General features: G+C 48.2%; 16 protein-coding genes. 1 reads left to right on the top strand and 15 read right to left on the bottom strand.

Going from position 1 to position 19004, the window contains the following annotated elements:
• Positions 1-175: 175 nt before the first annotated feature.
• Positions 176-1909 (top strand): HD domain-containing phosphohydrolase, encoded by a 1734-nt coding sequence (locus tag ACKU41_RS05835; protein WP_319780400.1) that lies wholly within the window; start codon positions 176-178, stop codon positions 1907-1909.
• Between the two features lie 62 nt (positions 1910-1971).
• On the opposite strand, the gene ACKU41_RS05830 is transcribed toward ACKU41_RS05835, so the two are convergent.
• The 15 genes from ACKU41_RS05830 to ACKU41_RS05760 form a co-directional block, all read right to left on the bottom strand.
• Positions 1972-2607: a hypothetical protein gene (locus ACKU41_RS05830; protein ID WP_321404616.1), complete on the bottom strand. Its 636-nt coding sequence runs from the start codon at positions 2605-2607 to the stop codon at positions 1972-1974.
• Positions 2608-2631: 24 nt separating this feature from the next.
• Positions 2632-3750: a hypothetical protein gene (locus ACKU41_RS05825; protein WP_321404615.1), complete on the bottom strand. Its 1119-nt coding sequence runs from the start codon at positions 3748-3750 to the stop codon at positions 2632-2634.
• A gap of 4 nt (positions 3751-3754) precedes the next feature.
• Positions 3755-3967 (bottom strand): hypothetical protein, encoded by a 213-nt coding sequence (locus ACKU41_RS05820; RefSeq protein ID WP_319780394.1) that lies wholly within the window; start codon positions 3965-3967, stop codon positions 3755-3757.
• Positions 3968-3989: 22 nt separating this feature from the next.
• Entirely contained in the window at positions 3990-5756 is a 1767-nt protein-coding gene (locus tag ACKU41_RS05815; protein WP_321404613.1) for an SH3 domain-containing protein, read from the bottom strand.
• Positions 5757-5973: 217 nt separating this feature from the next.
• The gene (locus ACKU41_RS05810) at positions 5974-6669 is read right to left on the bottom strand and encodes an isoprenyl transferase (RefSeq protein ID WP_319780392.1); all 696 of its coding nucleotides are present in this window, start codon (positions 6667-6669) and stop codon (positions 5974-5976) included.
• 4 nt (positions 6670-6673) lie between these two features.
• On the bottom strand, positions 6674-7231 hold the full coding sequence (frr, locus tag ACKU41_RS05805; RefSeq protein ID WP_321404612.1) for a ribosome recycling factor: 558 nt from the start codon (positions 7229-7231) through the stop codon (positions 6674-6676).
• A 2-nt stretch (positions 7232-7233) separates the two neighbouring features.
• Entirely contained in the window at positions 7234-7953 is a 720-nt protein-coding gene (gene pyrH, locus ACKU41_RS05800) for a UMP kinase (RefSeq protein WP_319780389.1), read from the bottom strand.
• A gap of 433 nt (positions 7954-8386) precedes the next feature.
• Entirely contained in the window at positions 8387-9007 is a 621-nt protein-coding gene (gene tsf, locus ACKU41_RS05795; protein ID WP_319780388.1) for a translation elongation factor Ts, read from the bottom strand.
• Positions 9008-9009: 2 nt separating this feature from the next.
• Positions 9010-9789 (bottom strand): 30S ribosomal protein S2, encoded by a 780-nt coding sequence (gene rpsB, locus ACKU41_RS05790; RefSeq protein ID WP_319780387.1) that lies wholly within the window; start codon positions 9787-9789, stop codon positions 9010-9012.
• A gap of 174 nt (positions 9790-9963) precedes the next feature.
• Entirely contained in the window at positions 9964-10731 is a 768-nt protein-coding gene (locus ACKU41_RS05785) for a fumarylacetoacetate hydrolase family protein (protein ID WP_319780386.1), read from the bottom strand.
• A 78-nt stretch (positions 10732-10809) separates the two neighbouring features.
• Positions 10810-12513, bottom strand: coding sequence for a ribonuclease J (locus ACKU41_RS05780; protein ID WP_321404609.1), 1704 nt, complete (start codon positions 12511-12513; stop codon positions 10810-10812).
• Positions 12506-13225: a lysophospholipid acyltransferase family protein gene (locus ACKU41_RS05775; protein WP_319780383.1), complete on the bottom strand. Its 720-nt coding sequence runs from the start codon at positions 13223-13225 to the stop codon at positions 12506-12508. Before ACKU41_RS05775 ends, ACKU41_RS05780 begins: the two co-directional genes overlap by 8 nt.
• A 245-nt stretch (positions 13226-13470) precedes the next feature.
• Positions 13471-15663: a catalase/peroxidase HPI gene (gene katG / locus ACKU41_RS05770; protein ID WP_321404607.1), complete on the bottom strand. Its 2193-nt coding sequence runs from the start codon at positions 15661-15663 to the stop codon at positions 13471-13473.
• Positions 15664-15818: 155 nt separating this feature from the next.
• On the bottom strand, positions 15819-16706 hold the full coding sequence (locus ACKU41_RS05765) for a M23 family metallopeptidase (protein WP_321404605.1): 888 nt from the start codon (positions 16704-16706) through the stop codon (positions 15819-15821).
• A gap of 163 nt (positions 16707-16869) precedes the next feature.
• The gene (locus ACKU41_RS05760; protein ID WP_321404604.1) at positions 16870-18933 is read right to left on the bottom strand and encodes an elongation factor G; all 2064 of its coding nucleotides are present in this window, start codon (positions 18931-18933) and stop codon (positions 16870-16872) included.
• Between the last annotated feature and the right edge of the window lie 71 nt (positions 18934-19004).

Here is a 19004-nt window from a genome sequence, read left to right as displayed (position 1 = left end):
TGAAGATCTTTTAGGCGCATCTTCTCTGTTCTATTAACTATGCAGACGCCCCGAAGGGCATGCATGTTTTACGAACCCTTGATATTAAGTTTGCCAAGCGTGCCTTCCCCTTGTATTAATAAGACGATTACTTAAAATAATAATGTTGGGAATTATCCTTAGTGCGGAGGGTCTGGTGTCGAGCAATAGTGTAACAGATTTCAAGTTACGTGAACTTTCGAAAGTGCTTAAAACAGCTTCTGAAAGTTCTCAGGGTACTGAATATCATGATGTTGTGGTAAATTTATGCCGTGATGTTGAGAATGCGCTTGAATACGATCTGGGTTCCAAAGATGAGTTGATTGAGCGACTTACCGAAATCGGGTTGGCTTTATCTGGTGAAACACGGCTTGAGAGATTGCTGGAGATGATAGTTGATGAAGCCCGGGTTTTGACTAGAGCCGATGCCGGGACTCTCTATATTGTCGATCCTGAAGGGCGCAAACTTGAATTTTCAATTCTCCAGAATGACACCATGCAGGTGCGCATGGGCGGCACCAGCGGTAATGAAATCACCCTGCCTCCGGTTCCGCTTTATGCTAACGGCAATACTCCAAATAAATCCAATGTCTCTTCATATTGCGGACTGACCGGAGAAACAATTAACATTGCCGATGTGTACGAAGCCGAAGGTTTTGATTTCACTGGACCCCGGAAGTACGATGCCGCTACCGGATACCGTTCCAAATCCATGCTGGTTCTGGCCCTTAAAAACCACGAGCAGGATATTATCGGTGTATTGCAGCTTTTGAATGCTCTTGATGAAGACGGTGAAATAATCGAATTTTCACCGGATATAGTGAACATCGTCGGCTCTCTTGCTTCGCAGGCCGCAATAGCCTTGACCAATGCCCAGCTTATTCAGGGCCTGAAAGATCTGTTATATTCCGTCATCCAGAGTATTGCCGCAGCCATTGATGCCAAATCTCCTTATACCAACGGTCACATTGAGCGTGTGGTAACCATCACTATGATGATTGCCGATAAGGTTAATTCTTTAAAAGAAGGTAAATACGCAGATGTTTGCTTTACCGATGATGAACTTGAGGAGCTGAAGCTGGCAGCATGGATGCACGATGTGGGGAAAATTTCCATTCCCGAACATGTGGTGGATAAATCTACAAAGCTGGAAACAATTTTTGACCGTGCCGAGATGGTCGATGCGCGATTCAGGTTAATTGCTGAAATTATCAAGAATAGGCAACTTGAAGAAACCGTGGCTGCGCTTTCAAATGGTGCCGACCCATCAAAGCTGGTTGAAATTGAAATGCGTTACGCAGTTGAGCTGGAGCAGGTGGAAGAAGATCGTCAGTATATTAATTCCTGCAATATTCCCAAAGAGTTCATGTCTGATGAGCGTATTGCGCGGGTTGAGGAGATTGCTTCCCGAACCTATGAAAGCAACGGGGAGACTTTTAACTGGCTCACTGAAGATGAAGTCAGAAACCTTTGTATCCGCAAAGGGACACTTACCGATAAGGAACGCAGCGTTATTGAGAGCCATGCGGCTATTACACATGAGATGCTTTCACGCCTGCCATTTCCCAAGAGACTTTCTCGTGTTCCTGAATATGCCGCCGGACACCATGAAAAATTGGACGGTTCAGGATACCCCAACGGTCTTGGCGGGGATGACTTGCCGCTACAGGCCCGGATCATGGCTGTAGCAGATATTTTTGAAGCTTTGACCGCTAAAGATCGACCATACAAAAAACCCATGAAACTTTCACAGGCCATCAAAATTTTGGGCTTCATGGTCAAGGACAGGCATATTGATGAGGATGTCTGCAACCTGTTTATAGATTCCGGCCTGTATATGGATTATGCCAATGCCGAGCTTGATCCTTCACAGATCGAGGAAGATGAATAGTTTTTTTAAAATCAAATTATAAAAAAATCCGGGGGAGTTGTTTTGCGGCTCCCCCGGATTTTTTATCTCTTTTTATTATTTTCCTGCCAGTGGGTCAGCACTGTATCTATGGTTCGCAGGCGGGCGATTTTGCGCGCAATATCAATTACCGCCAGCTTGATCAGCCGATCTTTTTTGGGATGCATGTATTCCCCGGTCAGGTTCAGGGCGTAAGAAGTTGGCGGGTCAAATTCTACTCCTAGAAAATCACCGTTGATATCCACTAGAGCGGAGTATTGTTCATAGTCTTCATCATATTCAATATCCACTTCAGATGCTCCAATGACCACATAATCAATTAAGTTATCACGGGCGATTGATATAATTTCGTCTTCAGTGACTGTCTGCTGGGATGTGGCGTAAGAGCGTTTGCAGGAGTCGAGCAGAAAACCGGTGATCATCCGGTCCCTGTGGGTTTCGAATCCGGCTTCGTTGAATTCCTGTTGCAAAGATTTATTCAGGTTGCGGATCAGGTTTTCACATTCCTGTGGTGAAAGGTTTTCTCCCTTTATTCTCGGAACCAGAGAAAAGACAATGGTCGGCTTGCCGGTTTTTTTATAAATCTTGTACCCGTCTTTGCTTCCGCAAAATCCTGTGGTGGCAAAGGAGAGTACCAGCAGAGCTGAAACAAAAATTGAGATTAGTGATGTTTTTTTCATGTAAACTCCTTGGCTTTGTACCGGTTATCGTTTGCAGGAATCGAGATCGGAAAGGGCGTTGATCAGGCTGTTGTAGAAGTTTACATCAGATACGGACGTATGGCCCTTGGCAATGGTGGCATCTACGGCCTTTATGCATTTGATAACCTCTCCTTTGCCCTGCAGGTATGCTGCGGTGGTGTAGTTGCGCTCTATAAAAGCGCCGAGGTCGTTGTCTTTGGTCCCGGTTTTGATGCTCAGGCGGAACACTGTTTCGGGTTTGGGCATGCGCATACTGGTCTGGTATACGTTATCCCTTTCCGAGAAACCGGATTTTTCTGATCCCTGCTGGAAAGAAACCCCGAACATTGAGACCGAAGCGTGCAGTCCGCGGCGGATGGCATTGAACCTTGATTTGGGTGGCAGGACCATCATTTCTTGGGAAAGTGCCTGCGAGGCCAGCATTTGGGCCAAGGACTTATATTTACCGGGATTCTGGATGCGTTTCAGTGTTCCCTCGGATAGATTTATATCGGTAACTGCGCATGTTTTAGTTGAGAACAGATAGTCCATGTTGGCCAGACATTTCCCCAGTTCGTCCTGCGCATCAACCTTGAGTCTTTTGCGGTCAGTAAAAAATTCCACAATGGCTCTTCGGATCTGTCCGGCCAGGGGATTAAGGCTGAAGTTCTTTGTTTTATCCAGGTAAGGAACGGATATCAGCATGGGAGCAGAATAGACGAGAGATTCAGACTTTGCCTGAAAGAGCAGGAAGTTCAACCCGATGTAGACCCGCCCTTTGTATAATCTCTGAGCGGCGGAACCGTATTCATCCACAAAGGAAATTACATTATCCACAAACAGCAGGGGTACTAAAATAGATTCCGGGTCGAATTTATCTCCGAATCCGGCCCTTTTGATTTTTACGCCCTTGTTTTTGGCTGCAGCACGTTTGAGGAATCCCATTACTCCTTTACGCAGGGCTTTTTTGAATTCCTTATCCTTGAGTATGATTTCCAGTTCCGCTTTATGTCTGTCTTTTTCCTTATTCCGCACCTTGCCTATGGCCGGTGCTATAATATAAAGCTCTGCAGCTTCTACCCATGAGCCGAGTAGAAGCGTAGAGAGCAGTATGATAACGAAACTGAATTTACGGACCATCATTTGCCTACCACTTGTAGCCTTCGGTTGTATCCTGATTCTCTTCCTGTTTGATTTCTTCGGTGCGTTCTTTGGAGGTTTGGGTTTCCTCTTTGAGTTCTTCGGCGGACTGGTTGACACCTTCCATGGATTGTTTGGCTGAATCAGCATGTTTGAATCCACAACCGGACAGGGCCAGCAGAGTGATCACGCAAATTAAAATAACTTTGATTTTTTTCATTTATTAATCTCCTTTTATCTCTTTAGTCTAGCATGTCTTCAGCCAAAGCAACAGAGGCTGCTTTTTTCTCCACCTCTTTAAATTCTTCCGCAGTCTGGCTGGCCATCTTTTTCTTGAGCCTGCTGCTCAGGGCAAGTTTATTCTGGTAATATGATTCAAGCATGGTGGTTACCTGAGTGTTTTTCCGGCGTGCGGTCATAATAATTTTACTGATGTCTTTCCCTTGCCGGGTGATGACAGCCGAATTTTCTTCAATGTAATCGTAGTCGGCCTGAAAGTCGGCGAAGAGGGTGGTCAGATTAGCCAGTTCATCTTGAATTTCGATCAGTCTCGGCAGGGCGGTCAAGGCTCTGACCGGGTCGTTCTGTGCATTGCTGATGATTGAGACCAGCTCGGCAGTTGCGAGCGCGATAACCACGGCCTGTTTGGTTGCTTCCGCAGCCATGGGACCGGCTTTTTCATCGTATGCGTTGATGGCCCGGTCAATGCGCAGGATGACGTTGTTGGCTTTATCGATACTGAAATCGTAAAGCGCGTTGGATGCATGCAGGTTGTTGGAGAAAGAATTGATAATTGAGTCAAGATTCTGAACCTGCTGGGCGTTCAGGTTTGAGAATTCCGCAGCCTCGGATTTGATTTTATTTTCCAGAGCCTGAAGCATTTTGCTGTTCTGGGCAATTTTTACTGCCGCACCTTCAATTGAGTCGGTGGGTTCGTACGAGAGGTCTTTTATGAAAGCTTTGATGGATATTTTTTTCATGCCGGTGGAGCTGACTCCACGGGCAGTGTCGGCCGCTATTTTGTAGTTGTCGTTCATGGCGGCTACAGTTGCCCCCACCAGAGATTGCAGTGCCCTTGTTTCGTTAAGGGCTTGAAGCATCTGTTCCCGAATTTCAACTGTTTTGGCAGCCAGTTCTTTACCTGCACTTACGCTTTTCAGGATTTCCTTGAGCTGATCATTGGAAGATTGTACCGGAATACCGCTGTTATTAGTGGCTCCGGTGTTCCCTCCGGTAAGCAGGGCCTGGGCAAAGGCGCCGAAAAGAGCAGCTCCCATGCCTTGATTAGCACTGTTCTTTTTAACAGTTGTTTTGGTTTTGGTCCTGCTTCTGGTTCTGATTTGAATTTTTTCTTTTTCTGGTTTTGCAGTAACTGTAGGTTTAACTTGTGCTGCAGCAAGGTTGGTCGACCCGGAGGCTTTCGGGACTCTTTTTGCGGTAATAGTTTGAGTTTCAGTCTTCGCTATAGGAGTGAGCGGATCGGCTACACAATATTTGGCATAGGAATAGCCTTCAAAGTTTTCACCTTTGATATGGTAAAAATCATTTTCAATACCAATAATATCGAAAGTGGTCTGTGGCTGAATAACTGTAACAGTGGTAGATTTAGTGCTCGGAGCTTCGTATACCACAGTTTTTTCATTGTTTCTTCCTTGGGTTCCAAGATAGTTTCCGAAATCAAGATTGATTAGTTTGTGGTAGACAAAGCCGGGTTTACCGTTTCCGTCCATGCGCTTGACCTCGTACCAGTTTCCTTTTTTTCCGATCAGCTCAACCTGTGTTCCCTTGGCCAGAACATCTACAATATCCGCCTTTGAAGACGAAATTTCACGGACATTGCTTTTGAGTAGAGACCGACCGGTAATGACAGGAGTTATTACAACAGTTTCAGTTCTGACTGTTGTTGTTACGGCATTACTCTGCTGTTTGTTTTTTTGAGGAACACACGCCGCAACAAGCAGGCAGGCTGTCAGGCATAAAAGAAAACCGGTAACCAATCTTGATGACATGAAACCCCTCCCTGTATTCATGTATGAGTGTCGGTTGTAATGATTTATATAGGTGTAATATTATAAAAATCAGTTCAAGACACGCTTTATCCCACATTTTGTAAATAGAATAAAGCAGTTTGCTTATTTTTGTCGATAAAAAAAAATTTCAAAGGATGATTTTATCGAAGCGGGAGGGATAAAAAAATCCCGTGGAAAATTATCCACGGGATCAGTCTTAAATCTGTTCTCCGGTCTTTCCAAAGCGGCGCTGCCGTCCGGCAAAGTCGGCCAGAGCTTTTTCAAGCTCTTCGGGAGTGAAGTCGGGCCAGTACACATCAGTAAAATAGAGTTCTGAGTATGCTGCCTGATAGAGCAGGTAGTTTGAAAGCCGCTGTTCTCCACTGGTGCGGATGATCAGGTCCGGGTCGGGCTGTCCGGCAGTGTACAGGTAGTCGGACACGGATTTTTCAGTGATTTGATCTTCACTGACACCTTCAGAAATCATTTTCCTGCAAGCCCGAACAAGCTCATCCCGCCCAGAATAATTCAGGGCCAGATTGAGGGTCATGGACTTGCAGTGTTCCGTTTTTTTAATGGTGTGGGCCACAACCTGTCTTACGCCGAAGGGGAACTCAGAGAGTTCCCCCAGTATTTTCAGGCGGATGTCCTGCTCACGCAGGCTGGACAGTTCTTTTTTCAGGAAGACTTGCAGAAGCTCGAAAAGCGTTGCGATTTCATCCTTGGGTCTGGCCCAGTTCTCCTTGGAAAAGGTGTACAGGGTCAGGTATTCGATGCCCAGTTCACGGCATCTGGTAACGATGTTTTTCGCTGCGTTCGTCCCGGCCTTATGACCTTCGCTTCGTTTCAGTCCTCTTGATTTTGCCCACCGTCCATTGCCGTCCATGATGACGGCTATATGTCGGGGCATCATTGTATTAGATTTCCAGAATTTCCTTTTCTTTTTCGCCGCATGCTACGTCGCATTTCTTTACGTAGTCATCTGTGATTTTTTGGACGTCATCCTGAGCTTTGCGCTGTTCATCTTCAGAGATGTCTTTATCTTTTTCCAGTTTTTTCAGGGTGTCGTTCATGTCGCGGCGAACATTACGGATAGCGATTTTGGAATCTTCAGTGTACTTTTTAGCAATCTTAACCAGTTCCTTACGGCGTTCCTCGGTGAGGGGCGGAATGGTGATGCGCAGTACTACACCGTCGTTGACGGGGTTCAAGCCGAGGTCGGACTGCTGCAGGGCTTTCTCGATACGGGGGAAAGCGCCTTTGTCCCAAGGCTGAATGGAGATGGTCCGGGAATCCGGGATGGAAACGGAAGCCAACTGGTTAATGGGGGTGGGTGTTCCGTAATAATCAACGAGAACGTTATCCACCAGTGAGGTGGCAGCACGACCGGTGCGCAGTTTTGCAAAGTCGTTTTCCAAAGAGGTCAGCGCGCCATCCATTCTTTTTTTGCCATCGGCAAGAACTTCTTTAATCATTATTATCCTCCGTGAACAATAGTTCCGATCTGTTCACCTTTAACAACCCTTTCAATGTTTCCTTTTTCGAAAAGGTTGAAAACAATGATGGGCATATTGTTGTCCATGGCCAGTGAGGTGGCGGTGGAGTCCATTACACCCAGTCTCTTTTCCAGAGTTTCAAGGTAGGTGATAGATTCAAATTTAACTGCATCATCGTGCTTCATCGGGTCCTTGTCGTAGACACCGTCTACTTTGGTTGCCTTGATGATAGCCTCGGTCTTAAGTTCCATGGCCCTGAGTGCTGCGGCAGTGTCGGTTGTGAAATAAGGGTTACCGGTTCCTGCTGCACAGATTACCACCCTGCCTTTTTCAAGGTGGCGAACGGCCCTGCGGCGAATGTAAGGCTCGGCCACGGCCTGCATGGGAATTGCAGACATAACTCGTGTGTCGCAGCCCATTTTTTCAAGCGCATCCTGAACAGCCAGTGCGTTCATGATGGTTGCGAGCATTCCCATGTAGTCGGCGGAAGCGCGGTCCATGCCTTTTGCAGAATCAGACATGCCGCGGAAAATATTACCGCCGCCGATGACCAGAGCGACCTGAAGTCCTTTCTTGGCAACTTCTGCAATTTCGCCTGCAAACTGGCTGATTGCTGAAGGTTTGATACCGAACTGCTGATCGCCTGCCAGTGCCTCACCGCTGAGTTTGATCATTACCCGTGAATAGCGCAATTTGTCCATAGTTTCTCCCGTTTTTCCGCGGATCTTGTCCGGTTATTAGTAGATAATCGTGCCGGAAGTTGATTTGTCTGGCGCGGGAGGGTGGTCCTCCCTGTTTCCGGCTGTGATCAAGGTTGTTTGTTTTTTGTTTATTAGCCCGATGTTACCAGAAAATATTATTCACGGTAATTGATCAGGCGAAAATTGCCCCTTTAAAAAGCTCAAATCCATACGGTCGTATCCGTATTGATTTGAGCTTAAAAAAATATCCACCGCTGAACTTCCTTCGATCTTTCTGGCTGGAGACGTTTTTGAAGGTTGGTTCGTGTATGAGGTTTTCCGGCGTTGTGAGGAGAAATTGATGTATGTACCAAATCTGTCCTTGGTATGGGGTCTGCCGTTTGTTAAAAAAAGGACAAAAAAAACGGGCCTTGCGGCCCGTTTTAATGAAGTCTTATTCGGCTTCGCTTTCTTCAGCAACTGCTTCCGCAAGGTTGATGCGGGCGAAGCGACCGATCTGCATGTTCTCTCCGAGAACCGCGATGGTGTCGTTGAGAAGATCTTTAATAGTCTTCTTGTCATCCTTAATGAAAGGCTGCTCAAGGAGGCATACTTCTTTGTAGTATTTGTTTACGCGGCCTTCAACGATCTTTTCTGCGATGTTTTCGGGCTTGCCTTCTGCGATTGCCTGCTGCTTATAGATTTCTTTTTCTTTCTCAAGCAGATCCTGAGGCAGATCTTCGGGCTTTACGCATACAGGGCTGGTAGCTGCAACCTGCATTGCGAGGTCTTTGGAAAGCTGGATGAACTGTTCTGCTTTAGCAACAAAGTCGGTTTCGCACTTGAGTTCAACCATAGCAACGAGTTTGCCGTTGCTGTGGGTGTAAGTGCCGACCAGACCTTCACTGGTAGCGCGACCTGCTTTCTTGGCTGCCTTAGCGAGACCTTTTTCACGCAGGTATTTGATTGCTTTTTCTTCATCGCCATTGGATTCAGCGAGAGCTTTTTTGCAATCCATCATTCCTACGCCGGTTTTTTCGCGCAGGGCCTTAACCATCTGTGCGGTAATAGCCATGATTATTCTGCCTCCTGAGGAGTTTCTTCTTTAGCTTCAGTTTCTACAGCTTTCTCAGCAGCTTTGGTTTCTTCTGCTTCCATAACTTTGTCTTCCTTGCGGCGAGCAGCGCCTTCGAGGCAGGCATCAGCCATGTGGGCAGCGAAAAGTTTGATGGCGCGGATAGCGTCATCGTTACCGGGAATGATGTAGTCAACCATATCGGGATCGCAGTTGGAGTCTACTACTGCAACTACGGGGATACCGAGTTTGCGGCATTCCTGAATAGCGATCTGCTCACGTTTGGGGTCAATGACGAAAGCAACAGCGGGAGAACCGTTAAGGTCTTTGATGCCGCCGAGTGCGAGGTTGAGTTTTTTAACCTCACGACCCATCATTACGATTTCCTTTTTGGGGAAACGGTTGATGGAACCGTCTTCGAACATTTCTTCGAGTTTTTTGAGGCGATCGATGCTTTTCTTGATGGTCTGGAAGTTGGTAAGAGTTCCGCCCATCCAGCGGTGAGTCACGTGGAACATGCCTGCACGGCTTGCTTCAGCAGCGATAGCTTCCTGAGCCTGACGCTTGGTACCGATGAAAAGAACTTTGCCGCCTTTTGCAACGTTGTCAGCGATGAAATCGTGAGCTTTGCGGAAAAGTTTTACAGTCTGCTGCAGGTCCATAATATGGATTCCGTTGCGTGCGCCGAAAATGTAAGGACGCATTTTGGGATTCCATCTGCGGGTCTGGTGACCGAAGTGAACGCCGGTTTCCAGCATCTGTTTCATAGTTACGTATGCCATAATTTCCTCCTGGGTTTTTCCTCCATTCCGACGATAATGAACCTGCAACCGCTGCAGGCACCCATATTGAGGCCGGAATGTGTGATTTGGCTACGCACCATTACGGGAATTACCCGGAAAAGGCAACCCTTGGTGCAGGTCTTTTTGAAATATTTATATGGTTGTTACCCTTTATTACTGCACCGGAGTTTTCAGCGAGTCGTCATCAACAACCGGATTGCTGAGCTTGCCGATTCCTTCGATTTCCACTTCTACCCGGTCACCGGCATTCAGTGTGCCGATTCCCGGAGGTGTGCCGGTCAGGATTACGTCGCCGGGGTTGAGAGTCATGATGTGGGAAATGTAGCTGACCAGCTCCGCAGGGCTGTATTGCATGTCGGCAATAGTGCCTTCCTGTCGGACCTTATCATTAATTATAGTACGTATGCCCAGAGCACTGACATCAATATCAGTCTCAATGCATGGTCCGATGGGGGCAAAGGTGTCAAATCCTTTGGCACGGGTGAAAAGAGTGTCTTTGCGCTGGAAATCCCTTGCGGTTACATCATTTGCGCAGGCATATCCGAAAATGAGCGGGGTAACGTCCTGCGGAAGCACATTTTTGGTTGTCTGGCCCATGATCACGGCCAGTTCTCCTTCGTAATCCACCTGCCGGGATGCAGAAGGGATGACAATGGCATCATTGTTACCAACTATCGCAGAGGGGGGCTTGAGGAATATCATGGGTTCATCAGGGATCTTCATATCCAGTTCCGCCGCATGCGCTTTGTAATTCAGGCCTACGCAAACTATTTTGGAAGGCACAACAATGGGCAGCATTGCACACTCAGAGACAGGGATAGGCACGGAACCGGGTTGTCCTGTTGCCAGGCTTTTAAAATAGCCTTCTTCCAAGGTTGCATAAAAAACTTTTTCGTCATGCCTGATCCTGTAGACTTTCATCTTTTCTCCCGGTCTGAAGTTGATAGCAAACTGAAGACTAGCACAAATCTGAAATTCATTAAACAGCAGCAGTAAGTTTTAGAGGATGCATTTGTCGCACTTGGCGTCGATGTCCTTTTCTTCATCGCCGGTTATGGATATTACCAGCGGGATGACCACGGGATCACGTCCCAAAACCTTGCGGAAAAAGCGGCGCAGGGCCGAGCGTATGCGTTCTTTGAGTTTGTTGGTCTGGCCCGGAGGGATGTTTTCAAAAACATCAAGCACAATGCATTTGGCATCTTCCAGCAGGTGGGAATACTGCTGTTCAAAAACAAATCCTTTGGAAGTTACTTCCGGTCCTCTAAGTATCTCCCCGGTGTTCACATCGACTACGAGAGCCACGATTACCAAACCTTCCCCGGCAAGTAACTGCCGTTCCTTGAGCACAGTCTGGCCTACATCACCAACGCCTTTACCATCCACGAGGGTGCATTGCACAGGGACGTTTTCTTCGAACCTGATGCCGTGGAGCAGGAAAGTTACCGGTTCACCGTCCTCAATTACAAGCGCCCGTTCCGGGGCTACTCCGGTTTCAACTGCCAGACGGGAATGCTTGATAAGGTGCCTGTATTCGCCGTGGACGGGGATGAAATATTTGGGACGTACTGTTTCAAGCATGGTGCGCAGTTCTTCCCGGTGGGCGTGTCCTGAAGCGTGGATGCCTTGAACCTTTTCATAGAGGACTTCCGCTCCCAGCTTGTAGAGCCTGTTGATTACGCGGGTGATGGCTTTGGTATTGCCGGGAATGAAGCGTGAGGACATGAGTACGAGGTCCCCTTCCTTAATGGATAGCTGACGGTGGTCTCCGGTGGAAAGACGAGAGAGTGAGGCCAGTGATTCTCCCTGTGATCCGGTTACCAGCAGGACAATTTCATCATCCCTGTAGTCGGGCAGATCCACAAGATCAATGAGGGTTCCGCCTGGAAAGCGAAGTTTGCCCAGATCGCGGGCCAGATCGATGTTGCGTGCAAGGGATTTGCCGCTGACTCCGACTTTGCGTCCGGTTTCTCCGGCAAGGTCGAAAATTTCCTGCATGCGCTGGATGTGACTGGAGAAGAGGGTGACCAGAATGCGTCCTTCAGCTTCTTCAAAAATGTCCCGCATGGAGCTTTTGATTTCTCTTTCGGTAAGGGCGTGGCCTTCTTGCTCCACATTGGTGGAATCCGAGAAGAGCAGGGTTACTCCCTGCTCGGAAAATTTGGCGATTGATTCAAGATCAGTGGCATGCCCGTCAAGGGGATTGCGGTCGATTTTGAAGTCTCCGGTATGGATCACCCGGCCCACGGGGGTTTCGATTCCCAGTGCATAGCCCTCAATGATGGAATGGCAGACCGGGAAAAAGTTAAAGGCCATGTCACCCAGCTTGATGCGGTCGTGGGGTTTGACTTCGCGCAGTTCCACGTAATCTTCCAGATTGTGTTCCCGAAGTTTGTTTTCCACCAGTCCGAGAGTGAATTTGGAACCGTATACCGGGACATCAATGTAAGGAAGAAGCCACGGAAGTGCTCCTATATGGTCCTCATGACCGTGTGTCAGTACTATCCCCTTGAGAATATCTTTTCTGGTCAGGATATGGTCGAAGCGGGGGATGGCTATGTCCACTCCGAAGAGGGCATCGTCAGGGAATATCAGCCCGCAGTCAATGACCACTGAGCTTTCAGCGGTGCTTAGCATCATGCAGTTCAGGCCGATCTCACCTAGTCCGCCCAGCGGACATACTGTAAGTTGAGGATCACTCATCTTTCAGCTCCGCCAAGGCCGCACCCATTACTTCTTCAAGCTGTTCCTTGAGTTTTACGCGGTCACGTACTTTATATTCGGAAATATCAATAGGAGGCAGAGCCTTGATTTTGACTTCCTGAAAAGGGTTCATCCACAGGCTGTGTTTTCTGCAGACCCTGTTGACTCCGTACATAACTACGGGGGCGATGGGTTTTTGGCATTTCAGGGCAAGCACCATACCACCGGTCTTGAATTCCATGAGGCCGTCTTTTTCAGGGGCTGGGTTGCGGGTCCCTTCAGGGAAAATGAGCGGGGAGAGTCCGCTATTGGCAACGTTGATGGCGTTCTGGATGTCGCGCATGCCCTGCCTGCGGTTCTCGCGGTCGATGGAAATATGATTCCCTGCAGTCATGGCATGACCGAATACCGGAAAATCAAATAGTTGTTTTTTGGCTACGAATTTGAATTGCCATGGTGCAAGGTACTTGAAGAGCAGGGGAATATCGTAAAAGCTCTGATGGTTGACCATGAATACGTAGGTTTCTTTTTCATCCAATGCACTCAGGTCCACCATGTTTTTGCTGGCGCAGAGCCAGACACAAACGCGGCCCCAGTTTCGCTCACACCAGTGGCTTGAGGGCTGATTGCGACCGATAATGGCTACAATAGAGAAAAAGATCGTGGCCGGAAAAAAAATAAGGTAGAAAAATAAGGTTCTTAATAGACTCACTGTAATAATGGAGGTTAAACTGTTTCAGAAAAATATTTTTTAGCCGGGAGTTATACACCCGCGCTGACGATCATTAATTAATATCAAATAAGCAACCCATTAGGTAGTTTAATTTTTACTGCTGGACAAGGGGGCGAGGTAAAATAATAAAAATTACGCAATATGCCTACCTTAAAATTAAAAATAAAGCGGCGTCTCAAAAATTTTTGAAACGCCGTTTTTGTTTATTGTGACCTACGGATTGCTTATTTGAGATCAAACCGATCAAGGTTCATAACCTTATCCCAGGTTGCAATGAAGTCGTTCACGAATTTTTCTTGTGAATCTTCACAACCATAAACTTCGGCAATTGCCCGGAGCTGGGAGTTTGCTCCGAAAATGAGGTCTATGCGGGTGGCGGTCCATTTAAGTTCTCCGCTATCCCGGTCACGACCTTCAAACAGTTCAGCATCTTCGGATGTGGGCGTCCAGACTGTGCTCATATCGAGCAGGTTGTTGAAGAAGTCGTTGCTCAACGTGTCCTGCCTGTTAGTGAATACTCCATGTTTTGAGCCGTCAAAGTTGGCATTCAGTACCCGCATGCCACCGATGAGAACAGTCATTTCCGGTGCGGTCAGGGTCATAAGCTGAGCCTTATCCACAAGCAATTCTTCTGCAGTAACTGAGAATTTTATTTTCTGATAATTACGGAAACCGTCAGCTGCAGGCTCAAGGGCTGCAAATGAGTGGACATCTGTCTGCTCTTGTGAAGCATCGGTGCGGCCCGGCGAGAATGGTACGGTCACATTCTGTCCTGCATTTTTGGCTGCCTGTTCCACTGCTGCGCAGCCGCCGAGCACAATCAGATCGGCAAGTGATACTTTTTTGCTGCCGGACTGATTGTTGAATTCTTCTTGAATATTTCCTAAAGTTTTCAGTAATTCAGGCAGTTGCAAGGGCTGGTTTACATACCAGTCTTTTTGGGGCGCAAGACGGATCCGTGCGCCGTTGGCTCCTCCTCGTTTATCTGAATCACGGTAGGTGGATGCTGACGCCCATGCTGCACTTACCAGCTTTGAAACAGACAGGCCTGATGCAAGGATTTTGGCTTTCAGGTCCGTTATGTCTTTTTCATCGATCAGTTCATGGTCCATTTTTGGGACAGGGTCCTGCCAGATGAGTTCTTCTTCAGGGACCATTGATCCTAGATAGCGCGAGCGCGGTCCCATATCGCGATGGGTAAGTTTAAACCATGCCCGTGCAAAGGCATCGGAAAATTCTTCAGGGTTTTCGTGAAACCGTTTGGCAATTGGCGCGTATATCGGGTCCATGCGCAGGGAAAGATCCGCTGTGGTCATCATCGGGGCATGGGTTTTTCCCGGATCGTGGGCATCCGGTACTGTCTTACGGGCTTCCGGGTCCGTGGGATGCCACTGCCATGCTCCGGCCGGGCTTTTTTCAAGGTTCCATTCGTACCCGAAAAGGGTGTCAAAGTAACTGTTGTCCCATTTGATGGGCGTCGGGGTCCATGCTCCTTCGATGCCGCTGGAAATGGTATCCCCGCCTTTTCCGCTTCCGTGTCTGTTTTTCCAGCCTAAGCCCTGTTGTTCAATGGGCGCACCTTCGGGTTCCGGTCCCACAAGTGCTGCGTCCCCGGCTCCGTGGCACTTACCGAAGGTATGCCCCCCGGCTACGAGAGCAACGGTTTCCTCGTCGTTCATAGCCATACGAGCAAAAGTTTCCCGTACATCTTTACCTGATGCAATTGCGTTCGGTTCTCCATTGGGGCCTTCCGGGTTCACATAGATCAATCCCATTTGTACCGCAGCCAGAGGGTTATCCAGTTTGCGGTCCCCTTTGTAGCGGGTGTCTCCGAGCCATGTGTCTTCGTCGCCCCAGTAAATATCTTCTTCCGGTTCCCATATGTCCTCGCGTCCTCCGGCAAATCCAAAAGGCTTCAAGCCCATGGATTCAATGGCGCAGGTTCCTGCGAAGACCATCAGGTCGGCCCATGAAATTTTGCGTCCGTATTTTTTCTTTATCGGCCAGAGCAGCCTGCGGGCTTTGTCGAGGTTTACGTTGTCCGGCCAGCTGTTAAGCGGGGCCAATCGTTGGCTGCCTGATCCGGCCCCACCGCGCCCGTCACCGGTGCGGTAGGTCCCTGCGCTGTGCCACGCCATGCGGATGAACAGGGGACCGTAGTGTCCGTAGTCGGCAGGCCACCATTCCTGCGAGGTAGTCATCAGTTCGAAGATATCTTTTTTTAATGCTTCGAGATCGAGTTTTTTGAATTCTTCAGCATAGTTGAATTCCTTACTCATAGGATCAGATTTTGCTGAATGCTGATGCAGGATGTGCAGGTTGAGCTGGTTGGGCCACCAATCTTTGTTCGATGTACCGCCACCGGCGACTTGGCTTGAAGTGTGTCCTGTTACCGGACATCTCTTTTCGTCACTCATGTTTTTTCTCCCGTTTGTCGAATTCAGACTTTAAAGATTGCGACCATATTAGCATTTATTTGCAGTTTAAGTCACGGGAGATTTGGTGCTGTAGTTTTGCTGGTAATTTCGAAAATGAGTATTAATATATTTGTTTCACAATATTTACTGTGTTGCTAGATGCTACCCAAAGTAAAAAGCGGTTCCGGGTCAATGGAAACTCCCTGCACGTAAACACTTAAGTGGAGGTGCGCCCCGGTTGCACGTCCTGTTGCGCCGGATAGGCCTATCTTTTGTCCCGGTTTTACTAGATCGCCTTCTTTGACAAGTACCTTAGACATATGGATTGAGTTGGAAACAACCCCATTGCCATGGTCTATAAACACGCAATTGCCCGCGTAATAGAAGTTGCCTATCAGAACAACCTTCCCAGCTGCGATGGCTTTGATGGGAGTACCGAGCCAAGCCCTGAAATCAAGCCCTTTGTGTCTCCTCTTTATTTCTCCGTTAAATGTCCTGTATAAGCCAAATCTACTTAGCTTTTTCCCTTTTACAGGCAGGGCAAAAGGAACTGTCCATCTGCGCTCAGCGGAGACTGTCCTTATGGCTTTGAGCGCTTTTTCGCGTTCAGCCTTGATACGCATCATTTTTTTTTCTGGCGGGGTGATCATTTTAGGGGCAACTGAAAGTTTTTCCTCTTGATATTTATGGGGGACAATGTGGATTGTTTTTTGAAATTCATGTTTGGTCCCATGAATGGTGGTATCGACTATAAGTGGAATGTCCTCAGGTTTAGAGCTAAGTCTGGAGCCTAAGAGGACCATTGCCTGTGATGTTCCATTGTTTACGGAGATGGACGGAATGACGGTTTTTCCGTTCCAGCGGATTAGGAGTTGGTCGATTGTTTGCGGAGATGAAATTTGAATGAGGAAAGGCTGACCTATTCCCGCTGATTCTGGGGCGCAGACTGAAATTTGAGGTGTGTTAGCGGAAGAGCAAATAGCAGGAAGCAATAATAAAATTGTTGATAGGGCAGTACTGAGTGCATAAGGACGTTTCAGCATATTTTACTCACGGGGCAGAATTGAATTGTGTTTGTGAGTCTCGGTATAATTTGATGAAAGGATTGTAAAGCGAAGGTTGTATTAAGTTGTTTTTTTGTACTGAAAAAAGGCCGGGACGCATGTCCCGGCCTAAGTAGTTCAACCATAGTAAATTGGTGCAGGCTTATTCGTCTTTGCCTGCATTATATTCTTCAATTACTTTTTCAGCGATAGGCGGTGGGCATTCCTCGTAATGGGATAATTCCATGGTGAAAGTTCCCTGACCACCGGTCATGGAGCGCAGGTCCGGTGCGTACTTGAGGATTTCAGACATGGGTACGTGAGCTTTGACTTCGGTGACTCCTGCTGTGGAGTCGGAGCCGAGTACCTTGCCCCGGCGGGAGGAAAGGTCGCCGATGATGTCACCCATGAATTCATCCGGTACTTCAACTACAACGTTCATCAGCGGTTCAAGCAGGGCAACCCCGGCTTTTTCGCAGGCTTTCTTGAAAGCCATTGAACCGGCGACCTTGAAGGCCATTTCCGATGAATCGACGGAATGGTAGGATCCGTCATAGAGGGTGACCCTGAAGTCAATGATCTGCGATCCGGAAAGAAAACCTTTTTGGGCTGCTTCCTGAACTCCTTTATCCACAGCGGGGATATACTGCTTGGGGATTACGCCGCCAACGATGTTGTTGACGAATTCATAACCATCGCCTTTCGACTTCGGCTCAAGCTTGATCCAGCAGTCACCGAACTGGCCGCGTCCGCCGGATTGCTTTTTAAAGCGACCCTGAACTTCAGCAGAACCCTTGATTGTTTCGCGGTAGGGCACCTTGGGTGCATTAAGTACGATTTCAGCCTTGTAACGGCGCTTTGCTTTTTCAACGGAGATTTCAATATGGTTCTGGCCCATGCCGGAAAGCAGGATGTCGCCGGACTCTTCGTCTCGGGAAAGGCTGAGGTTGACGTCTTCGGCCAGCAGTTTCTGAATTGCCTGAAAAACCTTGTCTTCATCACCTTTTTCCGCAGGGGAGAGAGCAAAGGTGATCAATTGCGGAGCCAGTTGCGGTTTTTCAAGGGTAAATTTGTTGTTGTCGGCGCTGAGAGTGTCGCCGGTGAAAGTTTCCTTGAGCTTGGCAAGAGTGATAATTGCACCGGGACCGACCGGGTTTTTGAGCGGCTTTTGCTCCTTGCCGACCATGAGTTGAATGTTGCCCATCCTTTCCTTTACCCCGGTATTGGTGTTGGTCAGGGTCAGATCTCCGCTTACAGTTCCGGAGAGAACGCGGCAAACAGTAAGCTGTCCGGCAAAGGGGTCGGCGATAGTCTTGAATACAAAGCAGGCCACGGGAGCGTCAGGGGAAGATTCACGGGTTGCACCGTCTTCGCCCTGCCATTCGGCATGATCAAGCGGTGAGGGCAGGTAGGTCTGGATCATATCCAGCAGGAAAGATCCACCCTTGTTTTCCAGTGCGGAACCAACGCAGACCGGGAACAGGGTACGGTTTTTGACACCTGCGGTAAGACCTTTTGCAATTTCGTCAGGATTCAGCTCACCTTCTTCAAGGTATTTTTCCATGAGATCTTCATCACTTTCAGCAATGTTTTCAATCATGGTTTCACGCAGCACTTCTACTTCGTCTGCGATATCGGCGGGGATATTACCTTTGGTGACCTTTCCGTTTTCCTCAAACAGATAGGCTTGCCCAGAGAGCATATCCACTACGCCCTTGAAATTTTCCTTGATTCCTATGGGATAATACAGCAGTACGGGGCTGATGCCGAGAGAAGAGTTCAGGCTGTCGAATGCAGAATCGAAGTCTGCGCGGTCTCGGTCCATCTTATTGATGTAAATAACTGCGGGTAGATTTGCTTTTTCAACTGCTGCCCATGCCTTGCGCGAAAGGGGCTTGACTCCGTCCACGGCGTCAATGGTAAAGACAACGCCGTCGGACGCGGCTAGAGAGTAGGGCAGGTCTCCGCAAAAGTTTGCATCACCCGGAGTGTCGATGAGATAGTGGTCGTTTTTGTCCCACTTGTATCCGGCGAAACCGGACTGAATGGAACCGCGGCGTTTGATTTCTTCAGGTTCGGTATCGAGGGCGGTGGTGCCTTCCTCGATTTTACCGAGTCTGTCGATGACACCGGCATTAAAAAGAATCATCTCGGCGGTAGAGGTTTTGCCACAACCGCCGTGGCCCACAAGTGCAAAAGTCCTTTGGTTTTGTAAAGCTTCAGACATTCAACAACTCCGTTTCTCTGAATGTTTACAGCCGGGACCGATCGACCCGGCTTGTACAGGTCTAAAGGTGC

The sequence above is a fragment of the Maridesulfovibrio sp. genome (assembly GCF_963678865.1).
In the GTDB taxonomy this organism is placed as follows: domain Bacteria; phylum Desulfobacterota; class Desulfovibrionia; order Desulfovibrionales; family Desulfovibrionaceae; genus Maridesulfovibrio.
Note: the sequence above shows the minus strand (reverse complement) of the source record. Positions and strands in the feature narration are given on the sequence as shown.

Coding starts and splice junctions, on each gene's coding strand:
- ACKU41_RS05830 (WP_321404616.1), bottom strand. CDS start 2,607: ATGAAAAAAACATCACTAATCTCAATTTTTGTTTCAGCTCTGCTGGTA.
- ACKU41_RS05825 (WP_321404615.1), bottom strand. CDS start 3,750: ATGATGGTCCGTAAATTCAGTTTCGTTATCATACTGCTCTCTACGCTT.
- ACKU41_RS05820 (WP_319780394.1), bottom strand. CDS start 3,967: ATGAAAAAAATCAAAGTTATTTTAATTTGCGTGATCACTCTGCTGGCC.
- ACKU41_RS05815 (WP_321404613.1), bottom strand. CDS start 5,756: ATGTCATCAAGATTGGTTACCGGTTTTCTTTTATGCCTGACAGCCTGC.
- ACKU41_RS05810 (WP_319780392.1), bottom strand. CDS start 6,669: ATGATGCCCCGACATATAGCCGTCATCATGGACGGCAATGGACGGTGG.
- frr (WP_321404612.1), bottom strand. CDS start 7,231: ATGATTAAAGAAGTTCTTGCCGATGGCAAAAAAAGAATGGATGGCGCG.
- pyrH (WP_319780389.1), bottom strand. CDS start 7,953: ATGGACAAATTGCGCTATTCACGGGTAATGATCAAACTCAGCGGTGAG.
- tsf (WP_319780388.1), bottom strand. CDS start 9,007: ATGGCTATTACCGCACAGATGGTTAAGGCCCTGCGCGAAAAAACCGGC.
- rpsB (WP_319780387.1), bottom strand. CDS start 9,789: ATGGCATACGTAACTATGAAACAGATGCTGGAAACCGGCGTTCACTTC.
- ACKU41_RS05785 (WP_319780386.1), bottom strand. CDS start 10,731: ATGAAAGTCTACAGGATCAGGCATGACGAAAAAGTTTTTTATGCAACC.
- ACKU41_RS05780 (WP_321404609.1), bottom strand. CDS start 12,513: ATGAGTGATCCTCAACTTACAGTATGTCCGCTGGGCGGACTAGGTGAG.
- katG (WP_321404607.1), bottom strand. CDS start 15,663: ATGAGTGACGAAAAGAGATGTCCGGTAACAGGACACACTTCAAGCCAA.
- ACKU41_RS05765 (WP_321404605.1), bottom strand. CDS start 16,706: ATGCTGAAACGTCCTTATGCACTCAGTACTGCCCTATCAACAATTTTA.
- ACKU41_RS05760 (WP_321404604.1), bottom strand. CDS start 18,933: ATGTCTGAAGCTTTACAAAACCAAAGGACTTTTGCACTTGTGGGCCAC.